At 44.9% G+C, this 26,393-nt stretch carries 28 protein-coding genes; 8 read left to right on the forward strand and 20 right to left on the reverse strand.

Annotated features, from left to right (window positions below; all coding sequences use genetic code 11):
* Nucleotide 1: 1 nt before the first annotated feature.
* The 11 genes from DT065_RS08120 to DT065_RS08170 form a co-directional block, all read right to left on the reverse strand.
* Nucleotides 2-1,102 (reverse strand): bifunctional 3-deoxy-7-phosphoheptulonate synthase/chorismate mutase, encoded by a 1,101-nt coding sequence (locus DT065_RS08120; RefSeq protein WP_114372378.1) that lies wholly within the window; start codon nt 1,100-1,102, stop codon nt 2-4.
* 211 nt (nt 1,103-1,313) lie between these two features.
* Nucleotides 1,314-1,634, reverse strand: coding sequence for a bacillithiol system redox-active protein YtxJ (gene ytxJ / locus DT065_RS08125; RefSeq protein ID WP_227002771.1), 321 nt, complete (start codon nt 1,632-1,634; stop codon nt 1,314-1,316).
* A 26-nt stretch (nt 1,635-1,660) separates the two neighbouring features.
* Nucleotides 1,661-2,098 (reverse strand): YtxH domain-containing protein, encoded by a 438-nt coding sequence (locus DT065_RS08130; protein ID WP_114372380.1) that lies wholly within the window; start codon nt 2,096-2,098, stop codon nt 1,661-1,663.
* A 30-nt stretch (nt 2,099-2,128) separates the two neighbouring features.
* The gene (locus DT065_RS08135; RefSeq protein ID WP_114372382.1) at nt 2,129-2,554 is read right to left on the reverse strand and encodes a DUF948 domain-containing protein; all 426 of its coding nucleotides are present in this window, start codon (nt 2,552-2,554) and stop codon (nt 2,129-2,131) included.
* Between the two features lie 114 nt (nt 2,555-2,668).
* Nucleotides 2,669-3,976 (reverse strand): UDP-N-acetylmuramate--L-alanine ligase, encoded by a 1,308-nt coding sequence (gene murC / locus DT065_RS08140; RefSeq protein ID WP_114372383.1) that lies wholly within the window; start codon nt 3,974-3,976, stop codon nt 2,669-2,671.
* A gap of 575 nt (nt 3,977-4,551) precedes the next feature.
* Nucleotides 4,552-5,655 carry a nicotinate phosphoribosyltransferase gene (locus DT065_RS08145; protein ID WP_114372385.1) on the reverse strand — a complete coding sequence of 368 codons (1,104 nt, stop codon included), beginning with the start codon at nt 5,653-5,655 and terminating at the stop codon, nt 4,552-4,554.
* Between the two features lie 81 nt (nt 5,656-5,736).
* Complete coding sequence (locus tag DT065_RS08150; RefSeq protein ID WP_114372387.1) at nt 5,737-7,206, reverse strand: DNA translocase FtsK; 1,470 nt, start codon at nt 7,204-7,206, stop codon at nt 5,737-5,739.
* Nucleotides 7,133-7,975 carry a hypothetical protein gene (locus DT065_RS08155; RefSeq protein ID WP_114372389.1) on the reverse strand — a complete coding sequence of 281 codons (843 nt, stop codon included), beginning with the start codon at nt 7,973-7,975 and terminating at the stop codon, nt 7,133-7,135. The genes DT065_RS08150 and DT065_RS08155 overlap by 74 nt, the downstream gene beginning before the upstream one ends.
* Before the next feature lie 240 nt (nt 7,976-8,215).
* On the reverse strand, nt 8,216-9,013 hold the full coding sequence (locus DT065_RS08160; protein ID WP_114372391.1) for a DUF1444 family protein: 798 nt from the start codon (nt 9,011-9,013) through the stop codon (nt 8,216-8,218).
* A gap of 159 nt (nt 9,014-9,172) precedes the next feature.
* A complete protein-coding gene (locus tag DT065_RS08165) occupies nt 9,173-9,496 on the reverse strand; it encodes a thioredoxin family protein (protein ID WP_114372393.1) in 324 nt (107 codons plus the stop codon).
* A 23-nt stretch (nt 9,497-9,519) separates the two neighbouring features.
* A complete protein-coding gene (locus DT065_RS08170; RefSeq protein ID WP_114372395.1) occupies nt 9,520-10,545 on the reverse strand; it encodes a PTS sugar transporter subunit IIC in 1,026 nt (341 codons plus the stop codon).
* Nucleotides 10,546-10,683: 138 nt separating this feature from the next.
* On the opposite strand from DT065_RS08170, the gene DT065_RS08175 reads away from it, so the two are divergent.
* Nucleotides 10,684-11,130 carry a YtoQ family protein gene (locus DT065_RS08175; RefSeq protein WP_114372397.1) on the forward strand — a complete coding sequence of 149 codons (447 nt, stop codon included), beginning with the start codon at nt 10,684-10,686 and terminating at the stop codon, nt 11,128-11,130.
* A gap of 146 nt (nt 11,131-11,276) precedes the next feature.
* Here the strand turns inward: DT065_RS08175 and DT065_RS08180 are convergent, their stop codons facing one another.
* On the reverse strand, nt 11,277-12,350 hold the full coding sequence (locus DT065_RS08180) for a M42 family metallopeptidase (protein ID WP_114372399.1): 1,074 nt from the start codon (nt 12,348-12,350) through the stop codon (nt 11,277-11,279).
* Between the two features lie 148 nt (nt 12,351-12,498).
* Between DT065_RS08180 and DT065_RS08185 the strand changes: the two genes are divergently transcribed.
* From DT065_RS08185 to DT065_RS08200, 4 genes are all read left to right on the forward strand, one after another.
* Nucleotides 12,499-12,807 (forward strand): PepSY domain-containing protein, encoded by a 309-nt coding sequence (locus DT065_RS08185; RefSeq protein WP_114372401.1) that lies wholly within the window; start codon nt 12,499-12,501, stop codon nt 12,805-12,807.
* 501 nt (nt 12,808-13,308) lie between these two features.
* Nucleotides 13,309-13,659, forward strand: coding sequence for a VOC family protein (locus DT065_RS08190; RefSeq protein ID WP_335743587.1), 351 nt, complete (start codon nt 13,309-13,311; stop codon nt 13,657-13,659).
* 50 nt (nt 13,660-13,709) lie between these two features.
* Nucleotides 13,710-14,087 carry a DUF1801 domain-containing protein gene (locus DT065_RS08195; RefSeq protein ID WP_114372403.1) on the forward strand — a complete coding sequence of 126 codons (378 nt, stop codon included), beginning with the start codon at nt 13,710-13,712 and terminating at the stop codon, nt 14,085-14,087.
* 82 nt (nt 14,088-14,169) lie between these two features.
* Nucleotides 14,170-14,736 carry a DUF4256 domain-containing protein gene (locus tag DT065_RS08200; RefSeq protein WP_114376181.1) on the forward strand — a complete coding sequence of 189 codons (567 nt, stop codon included), beginning with the start codon at nt 14,170-14,172 and terminating at the stop codon, nt 14,734-14,736.
* Between the two features lie 508 nt (nt 14,737-15,244).
* On the opposite strand, the gene trmB is transcribed toward DT065_RS08200, so the two are convergent.
* The 4 genes from trmB to thpR form a co-directional block, all read right to left on the reverse strand.
* The gene (trmB, locus tag DT065_RS08205; protein ID WP_114372404.1) at nt 15,245-15,868 is read right to left on the reverse strand and encodes a tRNA (guanosine(46)-N7)-methyltransferase TrmB; all 624 of its coding nucleotides are present in this window, start codon (nt 15,866-15,868) and stop codon (nt 15,245-15,247) included.
* A gap of 1 nt (nt 15,869) precedes the next feature.
* Nucleotides 15,870-16,724 (reverse strand): phosphotransferase family protein, encoded by an 855-nt coding sequence (locus tag DT065_RS08210; protein WP_114372406.1) that lies wholly within the window; start codon nt 16,722-16,724, stop codon nt 15,870-15,872.
* Nucleotides 16,725-16,935: 211 nt separating this feature from the next.
* Nucleotides 16,936-17,886: a nuclease-related domain-containing protein gene (locus tag DT065_RS08215; protein WP_114372408.1), complete on the reverse strand. Its 951-nt coding sequence runs from the start codon at nt 17,884-17,886 to the stop codon at nt 16,936-16,938.
* An 89-nt stretch (nt 17,887-17,975) separates the two neighbouring features.
* Entirely contained in the window at nt 17,976-18,548 is a 573-nt protein-coding gene (gene thpR, locus DT065_RS08220; protein WP_114372410.1) for an RNA 2',3'-cyclic phosphodiesterase, read from the reverse strand.
* 96 nt (nt 18,549-18,644) lie between these two features.
* Here thpR and cysK point away from each other — a divergent pair, with 96 nt between their 5' ends.
* The 3 genes from cysK to DT065_RS08235 all read left to right on the forward strand — a co-directional run bounded on the left by cysK (nt 18,645) and on the right by DT065_RS08235 (nt 21,799).
* On the forward strand, nt 18,645-19,574 hold the full coding sequence (gene cysK / locus DT065_RS08225) for a cysteine synthase A (protein ID WP_114372412.1): 930 nt from the start codon (nt 18,645-18,647) through the stop codon (nt 19,572-19,574).
* A 167-nt stretch (nt 19,575-19,741) separates the two neighbouring features.
* Nucleotides 19,742-19,963 carry a DeoR family transcriptional regulator gene (locus DT065_RS08230; RefSeq protein WP_193550815.1) on the forward strand — a complete coding sequence of 74 codons (222 nt, stop codon included), beginning with the start codon at nt 19,742-19,744 and terminating at the stop codon, nt 19,961-19,963.
* 285 nt (nt 19,964-20,248) lie between these two features.
* On the forward strand, nt 20,249-21,799 hold the full coding sequence (locus DT065_RS08235) for a BCCT family transporter (protein WP_114372414.1): 1,551 nt from the start codon (nt 20,249-20,251) through the stop codon (nt 21,797-21,799).
* Nucleotides 21,800-21,835: 36 nt separating this feature from the next.
* On the opposite strand, the gene DT065_RS08240 is transcribed toward DT065_RS08235, so the two are convergent.
* From DT065_RS08240 to DT065_RS08255, 4 genes are all read right to left on the reverse strand, one after another.
* On the reverse strand, nt 21,836-22,591 hold the full coding sequence (locus DT065_RS08240) for a pseudouridine synthase (protein ID WP_114372416.1): 756 nt from the start codon (nt 22,589-22,591) through the stop codon (nt 21,836-21,838).
* Complete coding sequence (locus tag DT065_RS08245) at nt 22,584-23,252, reverse strand: hypothetical protein (RefSeq protein WP_114372418.1); 669 nt, start codon at nt 23,250-23,252, stop codon at nt 22,584-22,586. The genes DT065_RS08240 and DT065_RS08245 overlap by 8 nt, the downstream gene beginning before the upstream one ends.
* Nucleotides 23,253-23,302: 50 nt before the next feature.
* Nucleotides 23,303-24,475: a putative lipid II flippase FtsW gene (gene ftsW, locus DT065_RS08250; protein ID WP_114372420.1), complete on the reverse strand. Its 1,173-nt coding sequence runs from the start codon at nt 24,473-24,475 to the stop codon at nt 23,303-23,305.
* Nucleotides 24,476-24,551: 76 nt separating this feature from the next.
* Nucleotides 24,552-26,174 carry a putative polysaccharide biosynthesis protein gene (locus DT065_RS08255; protein WP_114372422.1) on the reverse strand — a complete coding sequence of 541 codons (1,623 nt, stop codon included), beginning with the start codon at nt 26,172-26,174 and terminating at the stop codon, nt 24,552-24,554.
* Nucleotides 26,175-26,393 lie beyond the last annotated feature (219 nt).

A 26,393-nucleotide genomic window follows, 5' to 3' on the forward strand; every position in this document is an offset into this window, starting at 1 on the left:
ATTATATTTTTGTCGTTGCTCCCGCGCCATCTTTCAACAATTGTTCATCACGGAGCGTGTCGATAAACTCGTTGAATTGACTAATGTCCATTTGTTGTGCGGAATCCGAAAGGGCTACGGCCGGATCCGGATGGACTTCTGCCATCACAGCATCCGCACCAATGGCAAGCGCTGCTTTCGCCGCCGGCAACAATAAATCCCTTCTCCCCGTTGAATGCGTAACATCCGCGAGGACGGGCAAATGTGTTTCCTGTTTCAATATAGGGATCGCTGAAATATCAAGGGTATTACGAGTGGCCGTTTCATACGTTCGTATGCCCCGTTCACAAAGCATAAGATTTGTATTCCCTCTCGACATCACATACTCTGCCGCCTGCATAAATTCTGAAATGGTTGCCGACAATCCCCGTTTTAACAGCACGGGTTTATTTGTGGAACCTACTTCTTTCAACAGTTCAAAGTTTTGCATATTGCGCGCGCCGATCTGGATCACATCGAGGTAATCAAGCGCCGTCTCTACGTCTCCGGGGGTGACGATTTCGCTGATCACAGACATATCGAAGCGTTCGCCCGCTTTTTTCAGTATCTTCAAACCTTCTACTCCCAATCCCTGGAAATCATAAGGAGAGGACCTCGGCTTGTAAGCACCACCACGCAACAAGTTCACACCGCGATTTTTCAAAGCTTCCGCTACCGTGAAAACCTGTTCTTCGCTTTCTACCGAACACGGTCCCGCGATCAGGCGTTGGTTTCCATCACCGATTTGTTCGTTTTTAACCGACACGATAGTATTATCCGGGTGCTTTTTGCGAGAGACGAGCAACGCTTTTTGTTCATCTTCACCCATTAGCTCCAAGCTCGCTTTGAATATTTGTTTAAACAAGTGTTGCAACGTGCTTGTTTTAAACGGTCCTTCATTTTCTTCCGCGATTAAATCGAGCATTTTCCGTTCCCGAACAGGGTCAAAACGTTTCGTCCCCGACTTGCTTTTAACACCGCCGATTTTTTGTACAATTTCTGCACGCTCGTTAATTAGCTTTAATATTTCCATGTTTTTATTATCCAACGAAGCGCGCAGTTGCTCCAGCTCCTCGTTACTCACAACACATCCACTCCTCTTTACTCTCCACTGTATGGTTTTAAAAGCTATTATAACTTATTATCCAAAGGATGTCACGGTGTTTTTCTTTATTTCTTAAACGCTTTTAAGTGTTAAAGTGTTCGTTACTTTCCATGCAGGCGCGGACGATCTATGACTAAGCTAAAAAAACTCTTATAAATAAAAACCCTCGATCTCGCGAGGGCCAATGGCGTTACAATATCGTTTTTTCAAGGGTTTGTTCTGTAATATCACTGTGGGATGTGTGCCATTTTGCTTCAGTCGCAGTCAGCAGCAACGCTTGTGGTGATTCATGCTTAACATCCCAATACGTAGCTACATATTCCGATAAGGGACGGGCCTCTTGGACATTTAAATAATATACCGGCACTTCAGGATGTTCCGTAGCAAATGCTTTAAATTCATCAAAAGCATTGGAACTTATAGGGCAGGTTGTACTATTTTTGAATAATAGAATCTCTTCGTTTTCTTCAATAGCATCGAATAATTGTTTTTGTTCATTAATCTTTTTCACATTCTTCCCTCCCATTTCGTATGTGTTCACGAACGTTCCTCGGCCTCTTTTTTCAAGTCCTCAGCCTCTTTTTTTACCGAATCTCCAATGTTTTCTCCAGCAGATTGTACCTCATTGGACAGGTCGTCCGCGAGTTCTTCCGCTGATTTTTGTGCATCATTTACATCATTTTTGATCTGTCCGGCTGCATCTCGAATACGGCCAACCACTTGATTTGATTGGTCAGAAACAGTCTTGGCCACATTTTGTGTTTTATCAATAGCAGTAGTTGCAAAGTCACTGCCTTTTTCATAAGCACTATTCGTAATTTCATACGTTTTGTCTCTCGCGTTTGTAGCTCCTTCGCTGATATCTCCCCGTAGTTCCTTCCCGGATTTTGGGGCAAGCAGCAATGCTGTCGTTGCTCCTACAATTCCTCCTATAAATGTACCTATTAATAAATCTTTCGTATTCATGTCTCCCATTTATAAAACCTCCTATAAGTAAGTAATGATTTAAAAATCGTTCCCTTTGTTCCGACGGTTTTTCCACTTATCATAGAGGTCAATGCATGCACTCCCCCATTGAACCACTTGTGCTACCTGTTCTGCATTACGATCTGTTTCTTGTGAGACGGTTCGGGACATATGTTGAATGGAATCTGAAACTCGCTCGGTTGTTTTACCAAGATCTTCAGCCGTTGCAAACAACCCTTCCAATGACTCTGATTTCGATTCAACGTCTTCTGCCAGTCGATTCGTTGTTTTGACAAGATTTTCAGTCTCCGACGTAATCCCTTGCAGTTGTTTTTCTACAGCATCAGCTGTATTGCCCAACTGTTTAACCACCCCCTGTGCCGACTTAAGTGTTTGTATAATATAAATAATAAGGACTACGATCGCGATGGCTACAATCGCAACACTTATATACACAATCGCCATGCACGCATTCACCTCCTCATTTTGTTCCTACCATTCCCTTAGCCGTGCTTTTTCAAACGCCTTGTCCCAACTTATGGAGTGACAGGTTCTCTGCCACATCCCTTAATCTACTGTTCAAGGTTTAGATGACGTACGTTCCTCGTATGCCCTTTGGTATTTTTGGATATCGCCTGCTCCCATGAACAGTAACACACTGTCCTTATGGTTTGCGAGCGTGTCAACATCGGCCAATTGCAGTAATCGGGCCTCGGGAATTAGGTTTAATAAATCCTCAATCGTCGTTTGGCCTTGCTCTTCTCTCGTAGATCCGAAAATATCACACAAATAGACAACATCCGCCTGCCTCAACACATCCGCGAATTCCTGGATAAATGTGACGGTTCTCGTAAACGTGTGGGGCTGAAACACAGCGACGATTTCACGATTCGGAAATTTCGATCTGGCGGCGTCAATGGTCGCTTTAATCTCCGTCGGGTGATGCGCATAATCATCGACGAGCAACTGCGATCCCCATTTTTTCTCGGTAAAGCGTCTTTTTACGCCGGGGAAGTCTGCCAAACGTTTTTTCATTGTTTCGGTCGGCATCTCTTCATAATGACTGAGCGCGATTACAGCGAGCGCATTTAATACGTTATGGTCGCCATGGCCGGGAATCGTGAACGTTCCGAAATAATCTCCTCGGATCATTACATCAAAATCCGTGCCACCTTCACCGCTTTGAATATTTCTTGCTGTGAAATCATGGTTGCCTCCGATGCCGTAATAAACGATAGGTACCGGGGCGTTGAGGGTTTGTAAATACTCATCATCTCCACAGGCGATGATGGCTTTGTTCACTTGCGCAGCCATCTCGTCAAAAGCATCAACGACATCATTAATGTCTTGAAAATAATCGGGATGATCATAATCAATGTTTGTTATGATCGCGTAATCCGGGCGATAGTTGAGAAAATGCCGACGGTATTCACATGCTTCAAAAACAAAAAAGGAACTATCTTTCTCGCCTTTCCCAGTCCCATCACCAATTAGATAGGACGTTGGCCGGTAAGAACCAAGTACATGAGAGAGCAATCCCGTCGTTGATGTTTTGCCATGGGTTCCGGTAACGGCAATGGAAGTAAAACGAGAAGCCAACTCACCCAAAAAAGTCGGGTAAGCTTTAATGGAAAGCCCTTGTGTATTTGCCTCCGCGATTTCTTCATTCTCGGCATTGTAAGCTGCCGAAGCTACGATGGTATGCTCAGGGTTTACATTTTGCTTATGAAACCCGTATATCGGGATGCCTCGCGCTTCTAAAGGGTTTTGTGTAAAGAAATATTTATCTACATCGGATCCTTGAACGATTTCATCCATGTCGTGAAGAATTTGTGCCAGCGCACTCATTCCTGACCCTTTTATGCCAATCAAGTGGTAACTAGTCATATCCGGGGACCTCCAAATTTAAATTGCCCTTCACAAAGTGTTACCAGGGCAACTTCCATGTATCTGTTTACCTGCACGTTTTTTTATCCCGGTGACAGGCGCCCGCTTTTCCGGAAGTCAGATATCGGAATCCGGAAATCGGAAGATCATTCTTTGCTGCCTGAATAAGGGCTTTCCGACCTCTGAAGCAGCGGGCGACTAACACCCCGATTTCGACGCACAAGAGGTACTAGCGCCCGCGTTGCCACAGGAGGTGGCGATCTTAACCGGCGTACCATAAAATCCTCAGAGGGGAAAAGCACCCTCTAATGGAAGTTTCACTATATTATACCAAAATCGAAGGAGAGAACAAAGTGTCTCAACATCCGCCGGTCAACAAACGTTTTTTGGTCCCCTCCCCTTCGTGCAGTTCAATCTTTTTAACCGTTAAGCTGCTCCCCCTAGAGATGTAACCTTCCCTTTTATTTGCATGCTTACATCTATGGTATGCGAGAGATCGAAAATAGAGATTGTCTCTTACTGATTCATTTATCCTGCCCTATAAGCAATGACAACAATTCCCATGACCTTGCCGCTCATGGATGATCGATCCGCTCCATTCTTGGATTTTCCCGAAGTTTTCTGCCTGCCTTTGCTTCATGATGGCCATTTAAAGTAACATTATCTCCCGTAAAACTAATCGTCTTTTCCAGGAGGCTACTCCCAACTCCGTATGAATCAACAGGTACATTTGCATCTTCATACGCCTGGATCCTTTCGGCAGTGAACCCCCCGCTAACGGTGATTTTGACATTATGAAAATTTTCCGCATCCAATGCCTGGCGCAACGCAAAGATTAAAGGCGCGTTCACACCGGTTGGATCAAAATCTCCCATCTCTTGGGGATTTCTAAAAAAGTATTGATCAACCATACTACCTGATGTATCGACCCGAACTGAATCAAGCATGCCTTTGAATTCACGGGCAACCCGCAATGAATCCGTAATCACATCATTATTATAATCGACAAGCGCCATCAAATGATCATCGGGGTACATCTCTCGGTATGCGTGGCTGGCAGCCACGAGATCTCCGTGAAACATTTGAATCAGCGCGTGGGGCATCGTCCCCATTCCTTCTCTCCCCCACCATTCATTCATGGCATGGGTGGATTGGGCTTGCGATCCCCCGATAAACGCTGCGTAGCCATCGCCGGCCTGCTGGGTGAAATGGTCATCACGATCTCCCATGAAAATGACCGGCTTTTGCTTGCCTGAACTGCGAGCGGCTTTGACGACTTCATACACATTGGTAGCCACGGAAGTACGGCGCGCAAAAATACCATCAATGACCCCTTCCAAATAACCAAAATGCTGATAGGGGCCCGTGATCGTCAGTACTGTTTCGTATGGTTCAATTTTATCGCCGTCCTGTAGTGAACGAATTTCTAATTCTTCCGGGTGATCCGCAAACGTCTGCACGAGCGCGATCACTTCATCTGCCCCGCATAATACGGCATGATTCTTTTGAAAAAATTGCATCGTAACAATATCGTCGGGTTTATGTTTTTTGATAATCTCTTTCGTTTTTAAAAAATAAACGGCAGAAAACCAGCCTTCGCCGACACGTCTATCAAATTTAAATGTTTTGTTTGTAAGTCGCTTTAACTTCCCTTGTAATTTCAAATCAATCTCTTTCATGTCCGGCTCCTCGTACATTAATGGTATTACCGTTATCTTATTAGATCGTGCGTAATTTCACAAGTGAAGCATGGATAATCATCAATCAAACAGATCGGACAGTTGTTCGTCACTCACTAGTACGTCGCGGGACTTTGTTCCGGCTGCGGCAGAAACAACACCTTTTTTCTCCATCATATCCATTAAACGCGCGGCCCGATTATAGCCAATGTGAAATTGGCGTTGAATGAGCGATGTGGAGGCACTCCCCTGCTGGATAACAAAATACGAAGCGTCTTCCAATAAGTCATCATCGTCTGAACGTGATTCATGCTTAACGACGTCATTTTTTGTAAACAAATAAACAGGCGCTTTTTTGTTACGCAAATAAGCCGCGACTTCATCGATTTCTTGATCCGAAACAAACGTCCCTTGCAAACGGACAAGCTTCGAGGCCCCATTTTCACTTAACAACATATCCCCTTTTCCAATCAGACGTTCAGCACCTCCGGTGTCCAGGATCGTTCTGGAATCTACCGCGGAAGAAACGGCAAAAGCAATACGCGTCGGGATATTTGCTTTTATTAAACCTGTAATGACATCGACAGACGGGCGCTGCGTAGCCACGAGTAAGTGAATGCCGCACGCCCTTGCTTTTTGGGCGATACGGCTGATCGATGTTTCCACATCTTGAGGGGCGACCATCATAAGATCAGCCAATTCATCAATAACGATCACGAGATAAGGCATTTTTTCCTCTGCTTTTTGATTATACCCTATGATATCCCGAACTCCTGCCTCCGCGAACCGCTGGTAACGCCTTTCCATTTCCGCAACGCTCCATTTTAACGTCATCATCGCTTCTTTCGGATCGGTAACCACCGGTGCGGCAAGATGGGGAATATCTTTGTAAAAGGCAAGCTCAACGACTTTTGGGTCGATAAGCAACAACTTTACTTCATCAGGGTCTGCTTTATATAGCAAGCTGATAAGAATCGAGTTAATACAGACACTTTTCCCTGAGCCTGTGGCACCCGCGATCAATCCATGAGGCATGCTGTTCAAATCCATAATAATGGGACTCCCGGTGATATCAAGGCCAAGCGCGACAGCAAGTGGGCTTTCATGGCTTTGAAACGCTTCTTTTTCGAATAACTCGCGTAATGCAACAGGTTCGCGATTTTCTTTGGGCACTTCAATTCCGATGGCGTTTTTACCCGGGATCGGCGCTTCCATCCGCAAGTCCGTAGCTGCCATCGCTAATTTCAAATCATCACTGAGGTTGGTCACTTTATTAACTTTTACCCCCGGAGCCGGCTGCACTTCGAACCGGATAATGGAAGGACCCTCCGTAACATTGCTTACCGCCGCTTTCACTTGAAATTGATGTAGGGTTGCTTCCAATTGATCTCGCTGCTCCTGCAGCTTCTTTTCATCTACGCTGGAAGCTTGCACAGGCGGTGTTAATAGTTTGAACGGAGGCGAATCATAGCCTTCCTTATAGCTTTGGTTGGTCATGATCGGTTTTGCGGAAAGGCCCCTTTCTTTTTTTCTGTCTTCTCCTCTTCTCATAGTGATAGCGATCGGTCGGGGTCATAATGACATTACTGGCATCTCCTGATGGTTTCCTTGTTTCTCTGCTCGTTACTTCCCTTCGTTTCGCTGAGCGTTTTGAAATTTCTTGTTCGCGTCGTTCGTTAGACGATTCGTGAACGTTGGTTGCGGTGCCATGACTAGGCGTTGTGGATCTGTATAACCGTTGGTTTGACCGTTCGGATACTCCACGCAAATTCAGGTCATGTTCGGCCGGCTGATGTTCCGTGGCCTTTCCCTTGTCTTCTAAATCGTCGACACGCTCTGAATCATTATCTCTCGACGGAGATGTTAGCACCTGTTCTGTCACCGCAATTTCTGTTTCTTCGGTCTCTATTTCCGGTTCGTGTGCAAAGTTCCGTGTTTCTGGCGGTTTTTGAAAGCCGTGCACGGGAGAGGGGGTATGCGTCAACTTAAAATCCGGGTTTGTGAAGTATTCTTTCTTTTGTTCTTTTTGCGGCGATTTCGGTTCATTGTTTTTCGATTTCACATTCACGGGTTCTCGCGATCTTTGCGGTTGACGACGCGGGGGTGTCTTTTCTAAATCCATTGGAAACCGAAAGTTCCCCCCGCTCGGATATCTATGGACCACCTTGGCACCGGGTGTCCGCCCAGCATTTACAGCCTGTCGTTCTAGCTTCTTTTTGCTATCTTCCACCTGTTCTTCTCGGTCATTTCCATCATCTGATGGCTCACCGAAAAAGTAACGGTTTAGCTTTTTAAGGATATTGCTCCACTTTCCGGACATCAGCAATCACCCATTCCATTATTTTGAGCCCTGCCTTTCCATTGTACAGAAGCTAAGGTAAAACAACTAGCATTTCAACAAAATTTCCTCCTATATGCGGGGGTTTGCAGAAAAGAAAACCATCGGGGCTTTTCCCAATGGCTGTGTCAGTCGAAATCATGACCCCAATAGTTGTCCAACTCGTTCATTCGGATCATCTTAAATGGATCGTATTCGGTCTTTTTACGAGGCCCCTACTGTTTATTTTCCTTTCGGTTTTTTACGAGCCAAAATAAATATTGGTTCTATCTTTCCTTCCTCATAAATAAATGGAAGCGCCGTAATGGGCATTCGTCCTTCTCCAAAAAATTTAAACGTCATTTGCGCGAGCACATCGTATCCTTGTTCATTTTGAATGTCGGCGATAATGAAAACGTCCTGATGAGGAACGGCAAGGGCCAATTCCCCATCAATACTTTCGGCTACCTCTTTCACCCAAGCATCATTTAAAATCCTGCTTGCATCATATCCGTCATTCGTATTCACGAAATAAAAGCGATTCCCGGCAACGTCGTCTGCTCTGGTCGGTATAGATAGGGACCGAATATTAAACCGGGCCGCTTCTTTCATCTTTTGCTCGCTCATCCCTTCACGTTCCAGCATTTGCCGGTCAATTAATGCGTAGGTCTTCCCTTGATCCAAGGCGTAATAAATGCGCGTCTCGCCGGTATGAGGTTCCACGATTAGTTCTCTTCCGTCCTCCGTCTTGTCAGGAAAAGAGGTCGAACGAATCACCGGGTAAATAGTTTGCTCCTTACCGGATAACGATTTTTGCTTTTTCATGGCTGCAAATGTTTCTTGAATGTAAGCAACCGTTTCTTGTACTCCGTCTTCCCCCTTATTTTCAAACTTCGATTCCAGACGGGGGAGATCAAGCGTTAATCCTTTTTCAAGCTCTTTATGCTCGATACGCACTTGTCGCGTCTCTTCGTCCACTTCGATTTTATGTCCCGAGAATTCCTCTTCGATGCGTTCCAACACTTTAGATTTATTTGCCATCGCTCCTGTCTCCTTACACATTCGTTTTTCACTTATCACCGGGATAAAGTGAAACTTTGTTCAGAGGGGGTTTTCCTCTGATGGTTAGTTGATCTACTCGGGGTGTTAGTCGCCCGTTAACGTCCGCTTACGCGGTTGAAGCGGAAGTTTTACGGGTGCTTACCACCGGGATAAATAGCGGTCAAGAAATGCTGTAATTTCTTCCTCGCTTTTCCGATTTTTATCTGCGAAACGATCGATTTCTTTTCCGTTTTTAAAACCTACGAAGCTCGGGATCCCGAAAATATCATACTCCTGGCACACTTCCGATAATTGATCACGATCTGCATGGATAAAATCGACTTCCGGATAATCCGCTTCAATCGTCGGAAGGATCGGTTCAATCACTCGGCAATCGGGGCACCAGTCTGCACTAAACAGGACAACGACCCGCTCTCCTAGTATCGCTTCTTGAAACGCTGCTTTCGTTTCTACATTTTCCATACTATTTCCCTCTTTTCCTTCCTTTACCCTTGATCTATCGTCATATCCCCATCTTTAATACGGCCGCTTTTTCGCAATCCCCGATCGATCACATACGTTAACACACCCGGCAGCACAATGTGAAACACGAGGATAAGAATAAAAACTTGCATGGTAAAACCCATTGTTGTAAATGTCATAATCTGGCCGACGAAACCGCTCGTCCCCATACCGGCACCCTCCGGGGTGCTCGCCATTTGGAATCCGATCACCGCGATCGGCGCGAGAATCATGCCGGCAATTGTTGGAGGGACAACGATCCACGGGTTGCGTAGCATATTAGGTACTTGCAGCATCGACGTTCCAATTCCCAATGACACGAGACCGCCCCAGCGATTGTCGCGAAAACTGCTAATCGCAAATCCCACCATCTGCGCACTGCAACCAATCGTCGCGGCACCGGCTGCCAAACCATCAAGCCCCAACATAATCGCGATCGCAGCGCTTGAAATCGGAAACGTCAGAGCCAGTCCCATCAGAGCAGCAACAAGAATACTCATCGTCAAAGGTTCTTGTTCCGTTGCCCAATTAATGACGGATCCAAAAGCCTCCAGTCCGTTTCCGATTGTCGGCCCAATCGTCGAGGCGAGTACAAAACCTGTAGCTATCGTAACAAAAGGCGCTAAAAGAATGTCAAATCGCGTTTCCTTAGAAATCAATTTTCCACATTCCACGGAAATTAAAACAGCAATAAATGCTCCGGCCGGGCCGCCCAATTCTTCTCCGGCAGCCCCGCTTACCACCGCGGCAAACATAACGAGAGGCGGAGCTTTAAGCGCATAGGCAACAGCAACACCAATTGCCGGACCCAAAAGACTCATGGCAAGGGCCCCCATCTCCTCAAGAAAGCCACCGATAAATAGACGGGCCGGGATTTGTTCACCTGCCGTTTGAATAATCAGGCCAACGATCAGGGAGGCAAACAACCCTAACGCCATATAACTTAATGCTGTTATCAGGTATGTACGCCATGACAGGTCTATCCCTTTTTTTTCCAAAAAAGCACGCATTTGTGAACATTCCTTTTAAAAGGCTTCGTTTGCTTTATAAAAACCGAGAAGCTACACTAAAAATAAGAAAGTCTTTTTTATAGACCTTGATTTCAGAAAAAACATGAAACCACATCAATTTTAAAGGGGTGTACGCGTATGGATCTCAATGTTTACTTAGCCGGACAAATTCATGACGATTGGAGAAACACGGTCAAGCAAAAAGCAGCGGAGAAAGATCTTCCGGTCCGTTTTTTTGAACCGATGACTAACCATGATCGTTCCGATCATATTGGCGAAGAGATTCTCGGTGAGCAACCAAATGCCGTTTTTAAAGACGAAGCTGCTTCCGCATTCAATAATTTGCGAACGAACGTGCTCATGCAAAAAGCTGATGTCGTACTTGCCTTATTCGGGGACCAATACAAACAATGGAACGCGGCCATGGATGTAGGAGCAGCAACTGCATTAAACAAACCGCTAATATTGGTTCGTCCTGAATCACTGCATCACCCGTCCAAAGAGATGGCCAACCAAGCGCAAGTTGTCGTTAACGACCTGGACCAAGCCACCGAAGCGCTTGCTTATATTTTCCAAAACGAGTAAACACGATAGAGGCTGCCAATCATTCTTTTATCGAAAAAGAGTGATTGGCATATTTGTTTGACAGGGCAGGCGTAAACCCTCTTACTCGGATATTTGTCGGTTCCTTCCTCCCAACATTGCCCGAAGGCAATTCACATGCTTATCCATTATGCCTGCGAATAAATGGCATCTACCGTGGCGCGATCGGTTTTCCGCACAAGCGTAGTAATTAGTTCTTTAGCAGCGGCGTAATCGTCCACATGCAGAATAGACGCGCCTGTGTGAATATAACGCGCACAAACACCGACCACCGCGGAAGGGACTCCGTCCCCTGATGTGTGGACCCTGCCTGCGTCCGTGCCGCCGGGAGAGACGAAGTATTGATAAGGGATGTCCCCACTTTCGGCCGTATCAAGCACAAAATCACGCATGCCTCGATGGGTAATCATTGTCCCGTCATAAATGCGTAACAGCGCCCCTTTCCCCACTTGGCCGAATTCCCCTTTTTGAACGGTCGTATCGTTCGCCGGGCTCGCGTCCACAGCAAAGAAAATATCCGGACGAATCATGTTTGCAGCCGTTTGCGCCCCGCGCAAGCCCACTTCTTCTTGCACCGTAGCACCTGAGTACAAGGTATTCGGAAGCTCCTCGCCGCCCACTTCTTTGAGCAACTCAATGGATAACCCGACACCATAACGGTTGTCCCAAGCTTTTGCCATTATTTTTTTCTCATTCGCCATTGGCATAAAAGAACAAGCGGGGACAATTGGAGCCCCCGGGCGAACACCGAGTCGTTCCGCATCCTCATGATCGTCGGCGCCGATATCAATGTACATTTTGTCCATCGCTACCGGTTTTTTCCGTACTTGTTCGCTAAGAAGATGCGGAGGCGTGGAACCTATAACACCGGGGATCGGGCCATTGTCTGTCATTACCGTCACTTGTTGTGCAAGCAACACCTGGCTCCACCAGCCCCCGAGTGGTTGAAATTTAATCAACCCTTTTTTATTCACCGATGTAACCATGAACCCGACCTCATCCATGTGTCCCGCGACCATCACCTTTGGATCTTTCGGCTGTCCTTTTTTGACGCCGAAAACGCTGCCCAACTTATCTTGAACAATTTCATCTGCATGTTTGTCAAGCGCTTTTTTTACATAAGCACGCACCTGATGCTCATGACCCGGAGGCCCCGGCATCTCCGTTAACGTGCGAAACATGTCTTTCGTTTGTTTCTCCATCGGTTTCCCCTCCCTGCGAATCCTTCGGATAAATACTACATTATCACTTCCTTTACAATTGGACAATTGATGCATATCCGCTATACTAGGGATAGCGATTTGTAAATATTGGGGTTAACATAACTCTATACGGAACGGAGTGACTATAATGAAAATCACAGATGTGCTCATCGGCGCTGCCGTCGGTTTTGCCGCTGGCTATGCAGTAAAAGAAGCTTGCGCCCAAAAAGACGTCTCTCCCGAAAAAGCACTCAAGCAGGTAAAATCAAATGTACAACATCGCATTCCCGTGAATGGTTCCTGGATCCATATGAATCCGGAACACTATGAAAAAAATCATGTCGACTACGACGTTTATCGAGGCGGGATCTCCAGCAATGAAGACGGACAAACGAAGCAAATGGATTTCGTCGTGGACGCGAAAACAGGCACGATTCTGGAATTGGACAAACAATAGAACGTAAGACTAACAGAGGGTCACCTCTCACGGGAGGCACCGACTTATTGAAACGGAAGAAATGAAACACAGGGAGTGATCATAAACTCAAAAGTGGTATGGTCAAATCGAGTTAGATTAGCTGGCACGCTGTATGCGGTGAAACTCGCACGTGCAGTGTTTACAGGGGGGAACAGGGAGCGATAACTTCAAACCTTCCATCTGTATAATAAGACTTGCGCCACTTTTGCTTGTAGGGCCAGATGTATGAAGGTCCTTCTCAAAGATATGTATGTTAAAATAGATGGATATTGTGAAGGAATGTGCTTAAACTACAACAGCAGAATACTTGAATAAGAAAACCACCGTGTTGATGATAAGCTGGGGAAAAGGGTGAGGAAAAGAATATTTATTCATTTGAAAAAGGTGTGTGTTCATAATGACTGGAGTAGAAATTGATATGATTGTTACAGACAGCAGGAAAGCATTGGAATTATAAAAAAAATATTTGATGTTGAGCGTGTGGAGGTTACAGATTTCCCCAAAGGTGAAAATGAGGTCATTTTTAGCCTATACGGGGTGCGTTTTCACATGCTGGATGAAAACCCTGAATTTGAGTTGATTGCACCAAAACCTGATAATCCTCAAACAATTTGGTTTAACATTATGGTGCCTGACATCAACGGAACTTTTTCCAAGGCAATGAATGCAGGATGTACTGAGCTTCAACCGGTGACTGAACTGACTGATTTCGGCGTGTCAAATGCCATATTCAACGATCCTTTCGGCTATCAATGGATGCTCCATCAAATACATAAAGAAGTGAGTTTTGAAGAACGCATGCGACTGTTTGAAGAAAAAAGGGAGAATTAATAATTGGTGTATTATTAACTAAATAACATCTTCCGGAAAGGAGGCAATTGATGGCAGATAGAGTAAGAACAGTTAAAGAAGTGGATCAGTTTATAGTGGACTTGCCAAATGATATTCAAAACATCACCGTTGCTTTAAGGAAAATCATTCTTCATTCTTCTCCAAAACTTAGAGAAGAATTTAAATGGTCTATGCCGAATTATACGTATAATGGATTGGTCTGTTATCTTCAAACTTCTAAAAACCATGTTAATCTTGGTTTTCATAAAGGGAATAAACTTCAAGATAAGGACATGAACAAATTATTACAAGGTACAGGAAAAACAATGAGACATATTAGAATAAAAGATACCGAAGATATTCAGCCAAAAGCTTTTACCTCACTCATTCAAGAAGCAGTGTCATTAAATGAAGATGAAGCAATTTAGAAGTTGTTTTGACGGCTCCTTTTTCTTATTAATTAAAATGCTGAAAAATGTAAACTAAATTCAGGAGGAAACTAATATGACAATGAGAAGCAATAAAAAGGAGTTGTCACCAGAACAACGTGAAGAATTACTCGGAGCATTGAAAGACCGTTTTGAGAAAAACATGCACCGCCATAAAGGTCTTGAATGGGGTCAAGCCCAAGCAAAGCTGGAAGCTAATCCTGAAAAGCTATGGTCGCTCAGTGAAATGGAAAGAACTGAAGGTGAACCGGATGTTGTTGCTTATGATGAGGAGACGAACGAATTTATATTCTGCGATTGTTCAAAGGAAAGTCCTAAAGGTCGTAGAAGTGTGTGCTATGATCGTGAAGCATTAGAGTCAAGGAAAAAAAATAAACCAGAAAATAACGCTATCGATATGGCAACTGCCATGGGTGTTGAACTCTTAACAGAAGAACAATATCGGGAGTTGCAGAAACTGGAAAATTTCGATATGAAAACATCAAGTTGGATACAAACACCTTCTGATATTAGAGAACTCGGTGGCGCCATTTTTTGTGATTATCGGTACGGACAAGTTTTCGTTTATCATAACGGAGCGGAATCCTACTATGGTGCCAGAGGGTTCCGTGGCTCGCTAAGGGTCTAAGTCTCCACAGACACTACATGATGTCTAGGAACGGATCAGCTAAGGAAAGATTTTAATTTTAATTTCAATTTCCAATAATCGAGGCACGAGAGTTGAATAACCCGTTGCGCCAATTCCTTTTGAAAAGGGCATTTATCTCTTAAGATAATCACTGAATGGGGGGGGTTTTTTTCAGGGAAAGAAAGACCGTTGAAGAATAATGAGCAAATCAGATCAAACCAATAATATGCCTGGATTTTTCCTGTTATTATAGGGGTAGTTGGACTCGGAATCACTATATATTACACCGTTAATTTCAATCAAATTGACCGAGCAGCCCTTTTCATTATATTGGGTATTAATGCATCATCCCCTATTGGAAGCATTTGGTGTCCTTCGGAAACGCCATTTCACGGTATAGCAAAAGGTTTTATGAAAGGCGTGGGGAGAGGACACATTCACAAATATATCCAGCGATCGGATGCATCAGTCCCTGCCATTTGACCACCCACTCGTATCCACAGAAATCCTACCCCGGCAGATACGCCTCCACCCGAAAAATCCGTTGTTTCCGTTCCACAAACTTTTGCTCATATTCCGTTCGCACATTTTCCTCTGGTTCATCCGCGTGGAGGTCAAGGGTAAAGTTGTTAAGATGATAGCCAGTTTGGGAAAATTGCTCCACGGAGTAAGTGAAAAAATCTTCATTGTCCGTTTTCAGATGGATGGCTCCGCGCGGCGACAAAATCTCTTTATATAAGTTTAAAAAACCCGGATAGGTAAGCCGGCGTTTTTCATGACGGTTTTTCGGCCATGGATCGGTAAAGTTTAAATAAATGCGATTTACTTCTCCATTAGCAAAATACCCTTGCAGATCAGCAACATCCCCGTGTATAAAACGTACATTGTCCTCCCTTCCCGTACGTTCGACCGCATACGACAAGACACTTTCCATTTTTTCCATGCCTATAAAAACAATCGAAGGGTACTTCTCGGCCATCATTGTTAAAAAACGCCCCTTGCCGGTTCCTAATTCAACATGAAGCGGTTGGTTCACAGCCCATTGCCCACGAAGTTGTTCCGGTTTTTGCGGCACAATATCCGGCCGCTCTCGAAGTACATCAAGTGCCCCCGGCCGCTTTCTCAATCTCATTTTAATCCTCCAAATATGCAACCCGCCGATCATCATTTTCAACTAAAGCATCTAAATAACGAAGCCATACCTGCACATATCCGCTATCTTCATAAATGCCTTTACTTAATATCCATTCAAGGGTATGCCAGACGATATACCAATGCATTCTGCTTAGGAGTTGATCGTTCAAATCAAGTTTGTATGCTTCCAACCATTCCGTCCAACCTTGTTTCGGTACATACCAATGAAGGAGAATGCTTAAATCCAAAGCAGGATCAGCAACGGAAGCTCCGTCCCAATCCACAAGAAACAGCCCTTCTTCTTTATCCATGATCCAATTGTTATGGTTCATGTCACAATGACAGACGACAAAACCATCGTAGTAAACGGTTGATTTTCTCGCTTTTAAGAAGTCATAGGCCTTATATAGGACGGGCGATTGTTGGTCCGTAGGGAACGAATATGTACAAAGCTGCTGTAGTAAAACCTCCGGAGTCTTCACTTGGGTTTCGATCCGTTTTAACAAATCAAGAAGTTCCGTTGATCGATGAATCCTCCCCAAAAGCGCAGCAACCTTCGGTTGTTTCAATTCCATCGGTTTTAATTTTCGCCCATTCACCCATCTCTGGGCAGTAATCACATCTCCGTTGGCGAGCCGTTTCGTCCAGAGCAGCTTCGGAACGATTCCTTCTGCGGAAAGCACAGCTAAAAAAGGGGAAGAATTGCATTTCAGAAACAGTTTTTGCTCGCCATCTCTGGCTGAAAAGGCTTCTCCGGTAGAACCGCCCGCTGTTTCCAATTCCCAATCTCTTCCCAAAAGATTCTCTAGCCATTTTTTTCTTTTTATCTTTTTGTGAGTATCCAAATTTTCCATAGGTGAAAGATATCCTTTATCATATTTGAGCGTTCCGCAAATCAGCTCGTGAATGAATAGCAGGCAATGACATGAAAATTGGTGCACCTATATGCAAGGCACAAGTGCACCTAATAACAGAGTTACCCATACAGCTTATACTCACGTCTCTCTTAATCTCGGTATATCATAGCAGAAGGTACATAGAGCGTCAATGCGACACATATGTGCGTTATTGGCCATACGTTCCGTTTGCTTCAACCTCCGACGACCGCTTATACCCTTTTGTTTTACACTTGTTCAGCAATGCCTCAACCGCGTGGAACTGTTCTTTTTTCATGGGAGAAATGTGGTTGCTGATCTTACCCATCCATTGGTCATAATCTCGATGATCAATCATTTCAGCGTTGCCGGAAAAATCTCTATTATCAATCAGGGCATTAGGCAACAACACTGCTTTTTTAATCGGAAAATCAATGCTGTTATATTGAAAAATAGAACGAGCAATATCCTCCATTCTTTTCACGGACAGTAACGGATTTAAACGTTTATGTTCTGTTTTCGATCGGAATTCTCGCCAGAACCGACGCGAACTCACTTCAAACAACGTATTTGCCGGAGTCTCCACGTATGTTACACAATAAAGTTCGGAAGGAGAAAACAAAAGAACATCCAATTGAATGTCCGCTTGCTGTATTTTGAAAATAGGATAATAAAAGATCATGTAATTATCCGGGAGCAACCGCAAGAGTTCTCGTAAACGACTATCATAACGATAACTGCTATCTACCACAGACACTTCCGACGATGAGGAAGACGCCCATCGCAGCTGGGATTGAAGCAATTCATAATAAAAAAAATCATACAATGCCGTACGGCTTTTCCCGATGAGATGCTCGTATTCAGCGTCAATGCCGGTGTTTGTTTTGACCGGCTCCTGCGTTTCCTTTTTATGAATACCGCTCAATTTTTGCAAAGCTTGTTGCAAAACAGTCTTATTTTCCTCCGGAAACCAATCTTCTTCTACGTAAAGAGCACTGTCGGCATTTTGGTTGGCTTGCGCCCATAAACGGTGTAGCCGTTTCCAACGCTCACGTTTTAAACGGATAAACTGACTCGGATATTGGTGAATATCGCTTTCGTATCGGGATATATAATCTTCCAGTTTTACAAGATGGGCCATACGCCCCACCCTCTCCTCATTCTGTTTTAAAGGCATGCTTCGCCCATAAAAAGACAACCCTTCGGTGGATTCAGTGATCCTCTCTCCGGTCATGGACGCTTTAACGGGAAGTTGGCCTTAAGCTCATAACGGGGCAACTGTCCCAAACGGACAGCATATAATCCGACTTCTTTTACTCGCCACTGTACGTCCTTCCAATGGTTCGTTTGATCAATGACTTTTTGCAGTGGAAATGGTTCATCATGTTTACCTCGTTTCGCGATTGTAACATGCGGACGAAACGGTCGTTTCTCTTTATTAAAACCTGCTTCGACACATCCTCTCGTTACTGCAGCGTGAAGGTCAAGCAACGGTTGGGCTCTTTTGACGCCGGCGAATAACACACGCGGCTGTTCCTCCTTGCCAAACACCCCGGCCTGATTCAATTGCACATCGAAAGCAGGGATTTGGTGCATCAGCACCGGTAACTTTTTATAAAGAAGCGCCAGTTGCTTATTAGCAACACCTCCAAGAAAAAAGAGCGTAATATGGTAGTCACGAATGTAGGTAACAGATCTAAAAGATTGCAGTGCACGTAACTTGGCCAGCTCATTGATGCTTCGTTGCACTTCCTCCGGAACGGGAAGCGCTAAGAAATAATGCGTTCGTTCATCTTCCATCATGTGTACCTCCGTATGTTATAGTATTATCATAACGCATATTTGCTAAATTTAATATGTACAATCTCAACAAAGTATAGTGAATTGGAGATGAGCACGATGTCTGTATATACAAATGTCTCAGCACTCGTCGGCGATACACCTTTGGTACGTTTAAACCGTATCACGGATCGCCGGGGAGCAGATGTTTACTTAAAACTGGAATTCCAAAACCCGAGCGGAAGTGTTAAAGATAGAGCTGCACGGGAAATGATCGTTCAAGCGGAAGAAAGCGGCAAGTTGAATGATGATACAACTATTATTGAACCAACTTCCGGCAATACAGGCATTGGACTAGCGATGAATGCCGCTGCTAAAGGATATACTTGCATTTTGACGATGCCCGATACCATGTCCCTCGAGCGCATTAATATCCTTAAAGCCTATGGCGCTAAAGTTGTTTTAACACCCGGAGACAAAAAGATGCCCGGAGCGATTGACAAAGCCCATGAATTGGCCGAAGAAATCCCGGACAGTTTCATCCCGATGCAATTCGAAAACGAGGCGAACCCCGATGCCCACCGGAAATCGACAGCATTGGAAATCAAAGAAGCCGTGGACACCATCGGCCGTCCATTAAAAGGGTTTGTGGCTGCCTCCGGGACCGGAGGTACGATCACCGGAACAGGGGAAACGTTGCGATCCCATTATTCGGATCTCACCATCCATGTTGTCGAACCAAAAGGTTCTCCCGTGTTGTCCGGCGGGAAACCGGGACCTCATAAACTCGTGGGCACTTCCCCGGGATTCGTGCCATCGATCTTAAACGAGGGAATCTATAACCAAATTGATGCCATTAACGACGAAAATGCCTACGAAACCGTTCACGCCCTTGCCCGCGAGGAAGGTATCCTCGTCGGTCCATCGTCAGGCGCGGCTTGCTTTTCGGCACTCGAACTTGCCAAACAATTCCAACCCGGTGAAATTGTCGTGGCCATCGCCTGCGATACCGGTGAGCGGTATTTATCCACAGATTTATTTGAGAAATAGCACGTGATGTATTTACGCGCAAATATTTAAACAATTTCCCTTTACTATCCTTTTCCTCCTGTTGTATAATAAAAGGAACCTAGGAGTGAGACAATGTCCCCTGTGTTGCCTCAAACATAGACAGAGGGCCTATTTCCCAATTCCAACACTACCGAGGAAGTGGTTACTTGCAATCTTCAACCGACCGCATGCTCACCCGCATTAAGTCGATTTACTTGTTTATGAGTAAAGAAGGAAGAACGGTGACAACGCAAGAATTGGTTGATGAATTCGGCACTACTCAACGAACGATCCAGCGGGACCTAAACGTGCTGGAGTACAACAATCTCGTCCATAGCCCAAGCAGAGGAAAATGGATTGCTAAACGAAAAAAAACACAAGTCTCATAAAAAATGAACCAGCCGTTGTTGCGGCTGGGCTTTTTTTGTAGGACGTCCATAAAGGAAAAGACTTTGCATCGAAGGTAATCATTATTAACCTTCACCCAGGAAAGAATTTATGTAACAAGCTAACTATCTCAACGGCAAGCTGCTAAAGATTCCCAGTCCCGTATTCTAACATTTAGTTTAAAACAAAAACCATCAGGGTACCACCTTCATTATAAGGATTTTTTTATGAAGGTATCTATGAATAGAAGAATTGTATCGAATTTAAAATGGAGGTTTATAAATGAAATGAACAGGCAAAAACGAAAAAAAACAATCATAGACTTTAGCATTTTCACCCCATCATTATTGATCATTTTAGCCGTCAGCATTCTTTTTGCCATGTACACCGATGAATCGATGGCATTACTGGATGGCATATTTAATACCATTGTGGACACGTTTAAATGGGGATACTTATGGTATGCCTTAATCATTTTAGGGATCGGTTTATACTTATCATTTTCTAAATACGGGAATGTTGTTTTAGGCGACCCCTTGGAAAAACCGAGGTTTTCATTGTTTTCGTATGCTTCGATGTTAATTGCCATGGGGGTTGGGGCTACGATTATGCGAACCGGTATGATTCATTGGAGCGAAGGAGCAATCGATCCTCCTTTCGGGCTTGAAGCGGGCTCCATGGAAGCGATCCTCGCCGGGAATTCATACAGTATGTTTTTATGGAGCTTCCAAACCTTTGCCGTCTTCGTCATGGTCGCGCCTGCCATGGCTTATATCCTGCATGTGCGAAAAAAACCGAAAATGCGTATTTCTGAAGCCTGCCGTGTCATCTTCGGCGATCGGTTTACAGATGGTTTAGGCGGCATTGTCTTGGACTCGCTTTTTATGATCAGTATTCTTGCAGGTGCTGCTGTAACGCTGGGACTTGGAACACCGATCGTCACCTATAATTTAGCCGAATTGCTAAATATGGAAGTCACGTTTCCTTTTACGATGATTGTCACTGTTATTTGGGTGGGCTTTTTTACCCTCAGTGCTTATGTCGGCATCGAAAAAGGCATTAAACGATTAAGTACGATAAATATGTACCTTGCCGGTCTATTGGCATTATTTATCATCTTTGTAGGGCCCGGTTTATTCATTATGGATTTTTTCACAGACTCCGTCCGTTATCTTATCTCTAATTATGTGAATTTCTCGCTTTACACGCATTCGATGGACTTGGGAGGCGGCACCCATATTGAAAGCCATACCGTCTTTTGGTTTGCTTATAACGCTACATGGGCGATGCTGCACGGGGTATTTGCGGCGGTCCTTTCAAAAGGCAGAACCGTCAAAGAAATGATCTTGACTTATTTATTGGCGCCGACGCTACTTGCATGGTTAGCGACAGGTATTCTCGGTGGTATGAGTGTGCATAGCTACATCACCGGCTCCGTGCCTGTCTTGGATATTGTGCAAGAAGAAGGTTTGGAAGCAGCCATTCCCGAAATTTTATCCTCCATGCCTTTCGCGACAATTGTTCTCATTGTCTTTGTGATTATCGCGACGATTTTCATGATAACGACTCTCGATTCAACAACCTATACGATTGCTTCCTACACGACGAGTCGGGACATGAGTAAACAAGCGCCGCCAAAAAATGTAAGAATCATTGTGGCAGCCGTCATTACCATTCTTGCTTTATCACTGATGAACATTGGAGGGCTGGCTCCGTTGGAAGTGCTTTCCGGCATTATGGGAATACCGATCATCGTTATCCAATTCCTCACCGTTTACGCAGCAATTAAAATGATGGATGAGGATCAAGCGTGGAAATATAACGTGAGAAAAGATTAAACGTGAAAAATGGGCGGCGTACGTGCCGACCTTTTTTCATGACGATTTTCCGCTTTTTTGTGCCAAATCATAAGAAATCGCTTCGAATTCCTTGGCTGTCAGGGATCGATATTCTCCCGGCCCCAAACGTTCATCCAACCGCACGTTACTCATACGTACCCGTTTAAGCTCGTTCACTTGGTGGCCGATCGCTCCGAACATCCGCTTTACTTGGTGATATTTCCCTTCCGTAACCGTGATGAAGAGGCGGAATCCATTCTTTTCCTGCGCCCCTTCGGAAACCTTCGCGGGCTTCGTTTCCGTTCCATCTTTCAGCTGCATTCCTTCTTGTAATGATTGAAGCTCCTCGGCAGGTGGTTCTGTATCCAACAATACCTCGTATTCTTTCTCAATGCCCAAGCGAGGCGTCGTCAAGCGATGCGCCCACTCCCCGTCTGTCGTTAAAAATAACAAGCCAGTCGTATCTTTATCCAGCCGACCGACAGGAAACAATTCAATCTTTTTAACCGACTGGTCGATATCATCAAGTACCGTCCGATGCCGGTCGTCTGCCGTAGCGCTCACGCGTCCCTTCTGTTTATTCATCATCAAATAGACGGGCCCTGGATCATAATCGATTTTCTCCCCATTTACCGTAACAGCAGCTTTCCACGCGTTTATTTTCACGCTTGGATCGGTAATCGTGGCGCCGTTCACCCGCACTGCTTTTTTTCGTAAAAACTTTTTTACATCTTTACGGGAACCAACGCCGGCGGCTGCCAGCCATTTATCGATCCGCCATTGTTCAGCCATCGTGATCGTCTCCCTGCCATTTTTTCATAATTTCTTCGGCAAAGTGTCCATGAGTGCCATTGTTATGGGCTTGCGCGATCCCGCCGGGGATACTCGCGTTCACAGATTCAATTAACGATTTCGGGACTCCCTCTTGTCGCAGCTGTTGTTCAACTGTCAAAAGTGCGCGTAAATGTTCTTCCGTAGCGACTTGATTTCCTTTCAAGACGTGGTCTTCTTTTGCAATGACCGTGTTGAAGGCTCCATCAGACCAGCGATCAAACTGCAAACGTCTTTCTTCATGTTCAAATGAAAATGCACCTTCGCCCTTTACCCGCAATATTTCCGCGTGCCCCGCTAGTTTACAGGGGGTAGCCGATTGTTTGTTTTTCACATACGTATTCATCTCTGCTCGCATGATTTTCGTCGCGCAATAAAAGAAACAAGTGTCTTCACGAAAAGACCCGGCCCAACGACGGAAAAAATCCTCATATGCCGGCGCCGGTAAAACAACGAGCACTTTTGTATAGTGATGAAACTTTTCGGGAGGCACATAGTTGCAAGCGGGATCGGCATCAATGACAGATTGTGTTCGATTGTAAACGTCTACGCTCGCGCCCGTCTTAGCGGATACCCTCCGGATGACGGCACGGCCAAGGGTGCCATAACCGATGATCAGCATGTCGCTCCTCCTCCTGTCCATGTAAGTGGTCAGCGTTCACTCCAGTTACGTCAGAAAACGAGACTTTCTTTTTGTTGATTCGGTTCATCTTTTGGATTCGATTCTTCTTTTGCTTGTCCACGTTTATAATCCTTCTGATTTTGCAAGGATATGTTTACCAGAATCGCCGCACTAGCGAGGGAAACGATTAAGGAGGTTCCCCCATAGCTGACGAATGGGAGCGGAATGCCGGTGATCGGTAGCAATCCGCTTACCGCGCCAGCATTGAATATAAATTGAAACATCAACTGGAAAACAATCCCATAAGCAAGCAAAGAACCAAACAAATGTTTACAACGCGCCCCTATCATAAGACCTCTAAAACCAATAACCAAAAAGCAGAGAATGACAAAACCAACACCGATCCACCCCGTTTCCTCCGCAATAATGGCTAAAATAAAATCGGTATGAGCTTCCGGCAAATACCCTAACTTCTGAACACTTTGTCCAAAGCCCGTTCCGGTGAGGCCGCCATTTGCAATGGATATGTAGGACTGAATAAGCTGCAAACCGAAACTGTCATCATAAGCGAATGGATCGCGAAATGCGATGATTCGGTTCATGCGGTAATCCGCTTGCATCACTAGAAAAAGAACGACAGCCGCTGAAAGTGTTCCGAGAAAAGCAAGATGCCGAAAGCGAGCACCGGATAAAAATACGATAACACCGCCGACAAGGAGAATCATTACCGCCGTACCCAGGTCCGGCTGCAATAGGATGAGCGTGAATAAAGCGACGACGACAATTAACGGAGGAGCCACACCTGTCGCGAAACGATCAATATACTTTTGCTTTTGGGAATACACTTGGGCCAGATAAATAATCACCCCGAGCTTCACGAGTTCTGAAGGCTGCATGCTTATCCCACCGATATTGATCCAACGGGTTGCTTCATTTTCAGAAACTCCGATAAACACAACGAGAAGCAGCAAAATCACGGATACAACAATGATATAGGGACTTAACGTTTTATAATAATGGTAGCGAAAATTCATAAGTACCGCAAAAACGAGGATCCCTAATCCAAAATAAATGAGTTGACGAATAATGTAATACGTAGATGAATCAAAAAGATCGATAGAAAGCGGGTAACTTGCACTATACACCATGATGAGGCCAAACACACTTAATGCAAATACGGTTACAATCAAGACCCAGTCAAAAGACTTTAACCGTTCAACCATACGTATCACCCGCTTTCTTTTTTTGGTCACGATTCTTATAAATTTTACCATGGCATTGCATGATAACAAACAAGGATTATCTTCTCAGCCTCATAAATGAAAAGCGATCGCCGAGTACTTTTTCCGCCAAGCCGATTCGAATGCTTAATATAAAGTATAGAAGCATGCCGATCAGCACGCCAAATACTAATATACCAACAAAACCAATCTGCCCGGTCGTATCGAACACGACCATGCCCCCTTCACGAACGATATATACCGACACGGCCATGATTGCCGTTATGCCAAGAATGATCGCGGCATGTTTTCCGATTTGCGTATATTGATAAGCTGCAAATTTCCCAACGGCCCATATGTTAAATCCGATCGCCAAGGTATAACCGATGATGGTAGCAGCTACACCGCCAACAGCCCCAAAACTGCTGATCATCCAATAATTGAGCACAAGCTTAAAGAAAAGCCCAATGCAAAGGCCGATCACCGCATATTTTTGCCGATTCATCCCTTGGAGAATTGCCGCCGTAACGGCGAAGACCGAAAACAAAATGGCCGCCGGAGCATAATAGCTCAAAATCATGCTCCCAATCCCCAAATCTTCAAGTCCGTACAAGGAAGCAAACGCTGGTGTCGCTAAAATGGTCAGGCCGAAAGCTGCAGGGATGGTGAAAAAAAGAATAATTTGGAAGGTCTTCGTAATAAGCCTGTGCATGCTTTCCATATCTCGATTTGTATTGGCCTTCGTGATTGTAGGAATGAGATTCACCGACATGGCTGTTGCTATTGCTACCGGAATCATAATTAATGCATGGGTCGTACGTGAAAACGCACCAAATGCCGTTTCAGCTTCGCCGGCATTTGCACCGTAGCCATCGGTCATTGCATCATTAAAGGTGAACAAATCAATGGCCTGAAAAAGTGGGATCGCAAGCCCCACGAACGATAAGGGCAACGCGTACACAATAAGCTCTTTGTACATGGACGACAGCGACAACTGATGGTCTTTTTTACTTTCTCTAATTTGCTCTTGAATTCCTGCCTTTCTTTTTTTCCAAAAATATAAGAGCACCATCAAGGAACCCAATCCGCCGATCAACGCCCCAAATGTCGCCAAACCAACGGCGAGCCCCAATGAACCGCCGAAAATTTCCAGGACGATAAATGCTGACGCAAGAATAAAAATAATCCGGGCAAGTTGCTCAACCACTTGGGAAGCCGCAGTCGGCCCCATGGACTGAAACCCTTGAAAATAACCCCTGAACACGGCCATACCAGGGATGATCAGCAAAGCGAAGCTAACCATGCGGATTGTGAACACAACCTCTTCATGGCTGTTTCCGGACGAACCTCCGCTGGGAAGCACCCAACCGGCAATGACCGGAGCCATTAAAAACAAAGCCAAAAACGCGATAAATCCCGTGATCGTCATAACAACGATGCCGGAACGGAACAAGCGTTGCCCCGTAATATAATCCTCGAGGGCGTTGTATTTCGAAACAAATTTGGAAACCGCCATTGGAACACCGAGGGTCGCCAAACTTAATAGAATCGTATAAGGCAAGTACCCATATTGATAGAGGGCATTTCCCTGTTGCCCGACAAGCATTGTGAAAGGAAATATGTATAGGACGCCTAATAATTTCGATGTTATTGTTGCTCCGGTAAGCAACATCGTTCCCCGAACAAGTTTTGTATCCGACATCTTCCATCGACGCACCCTTCTTACAAAAAACATACATCGGCTCTTTCGCATTTTATCATAAGTAAAGGGAGGAAACGAATGTCAAAATCGTGTCGCCGCGACAAGATGCGGCGTCTTAGCTGGCGTATCTTTTTATTCTTCAGAGGGGACTCGCCCCCTCCTCTGATGGAAGTTTCACTTTATGATATCATTTCTTGTGAGGAACAACCTTAGTTTACA

Origin of the sequence: Salicibibacter kimchii (assembly GCF_003336365.1) — a bacterium.
Lineage (GTDB): Bacteria > Bacillota > Bacilli > Bacillales > Marinococcaceae > Salicibibacter > Salicibibacter kimchii.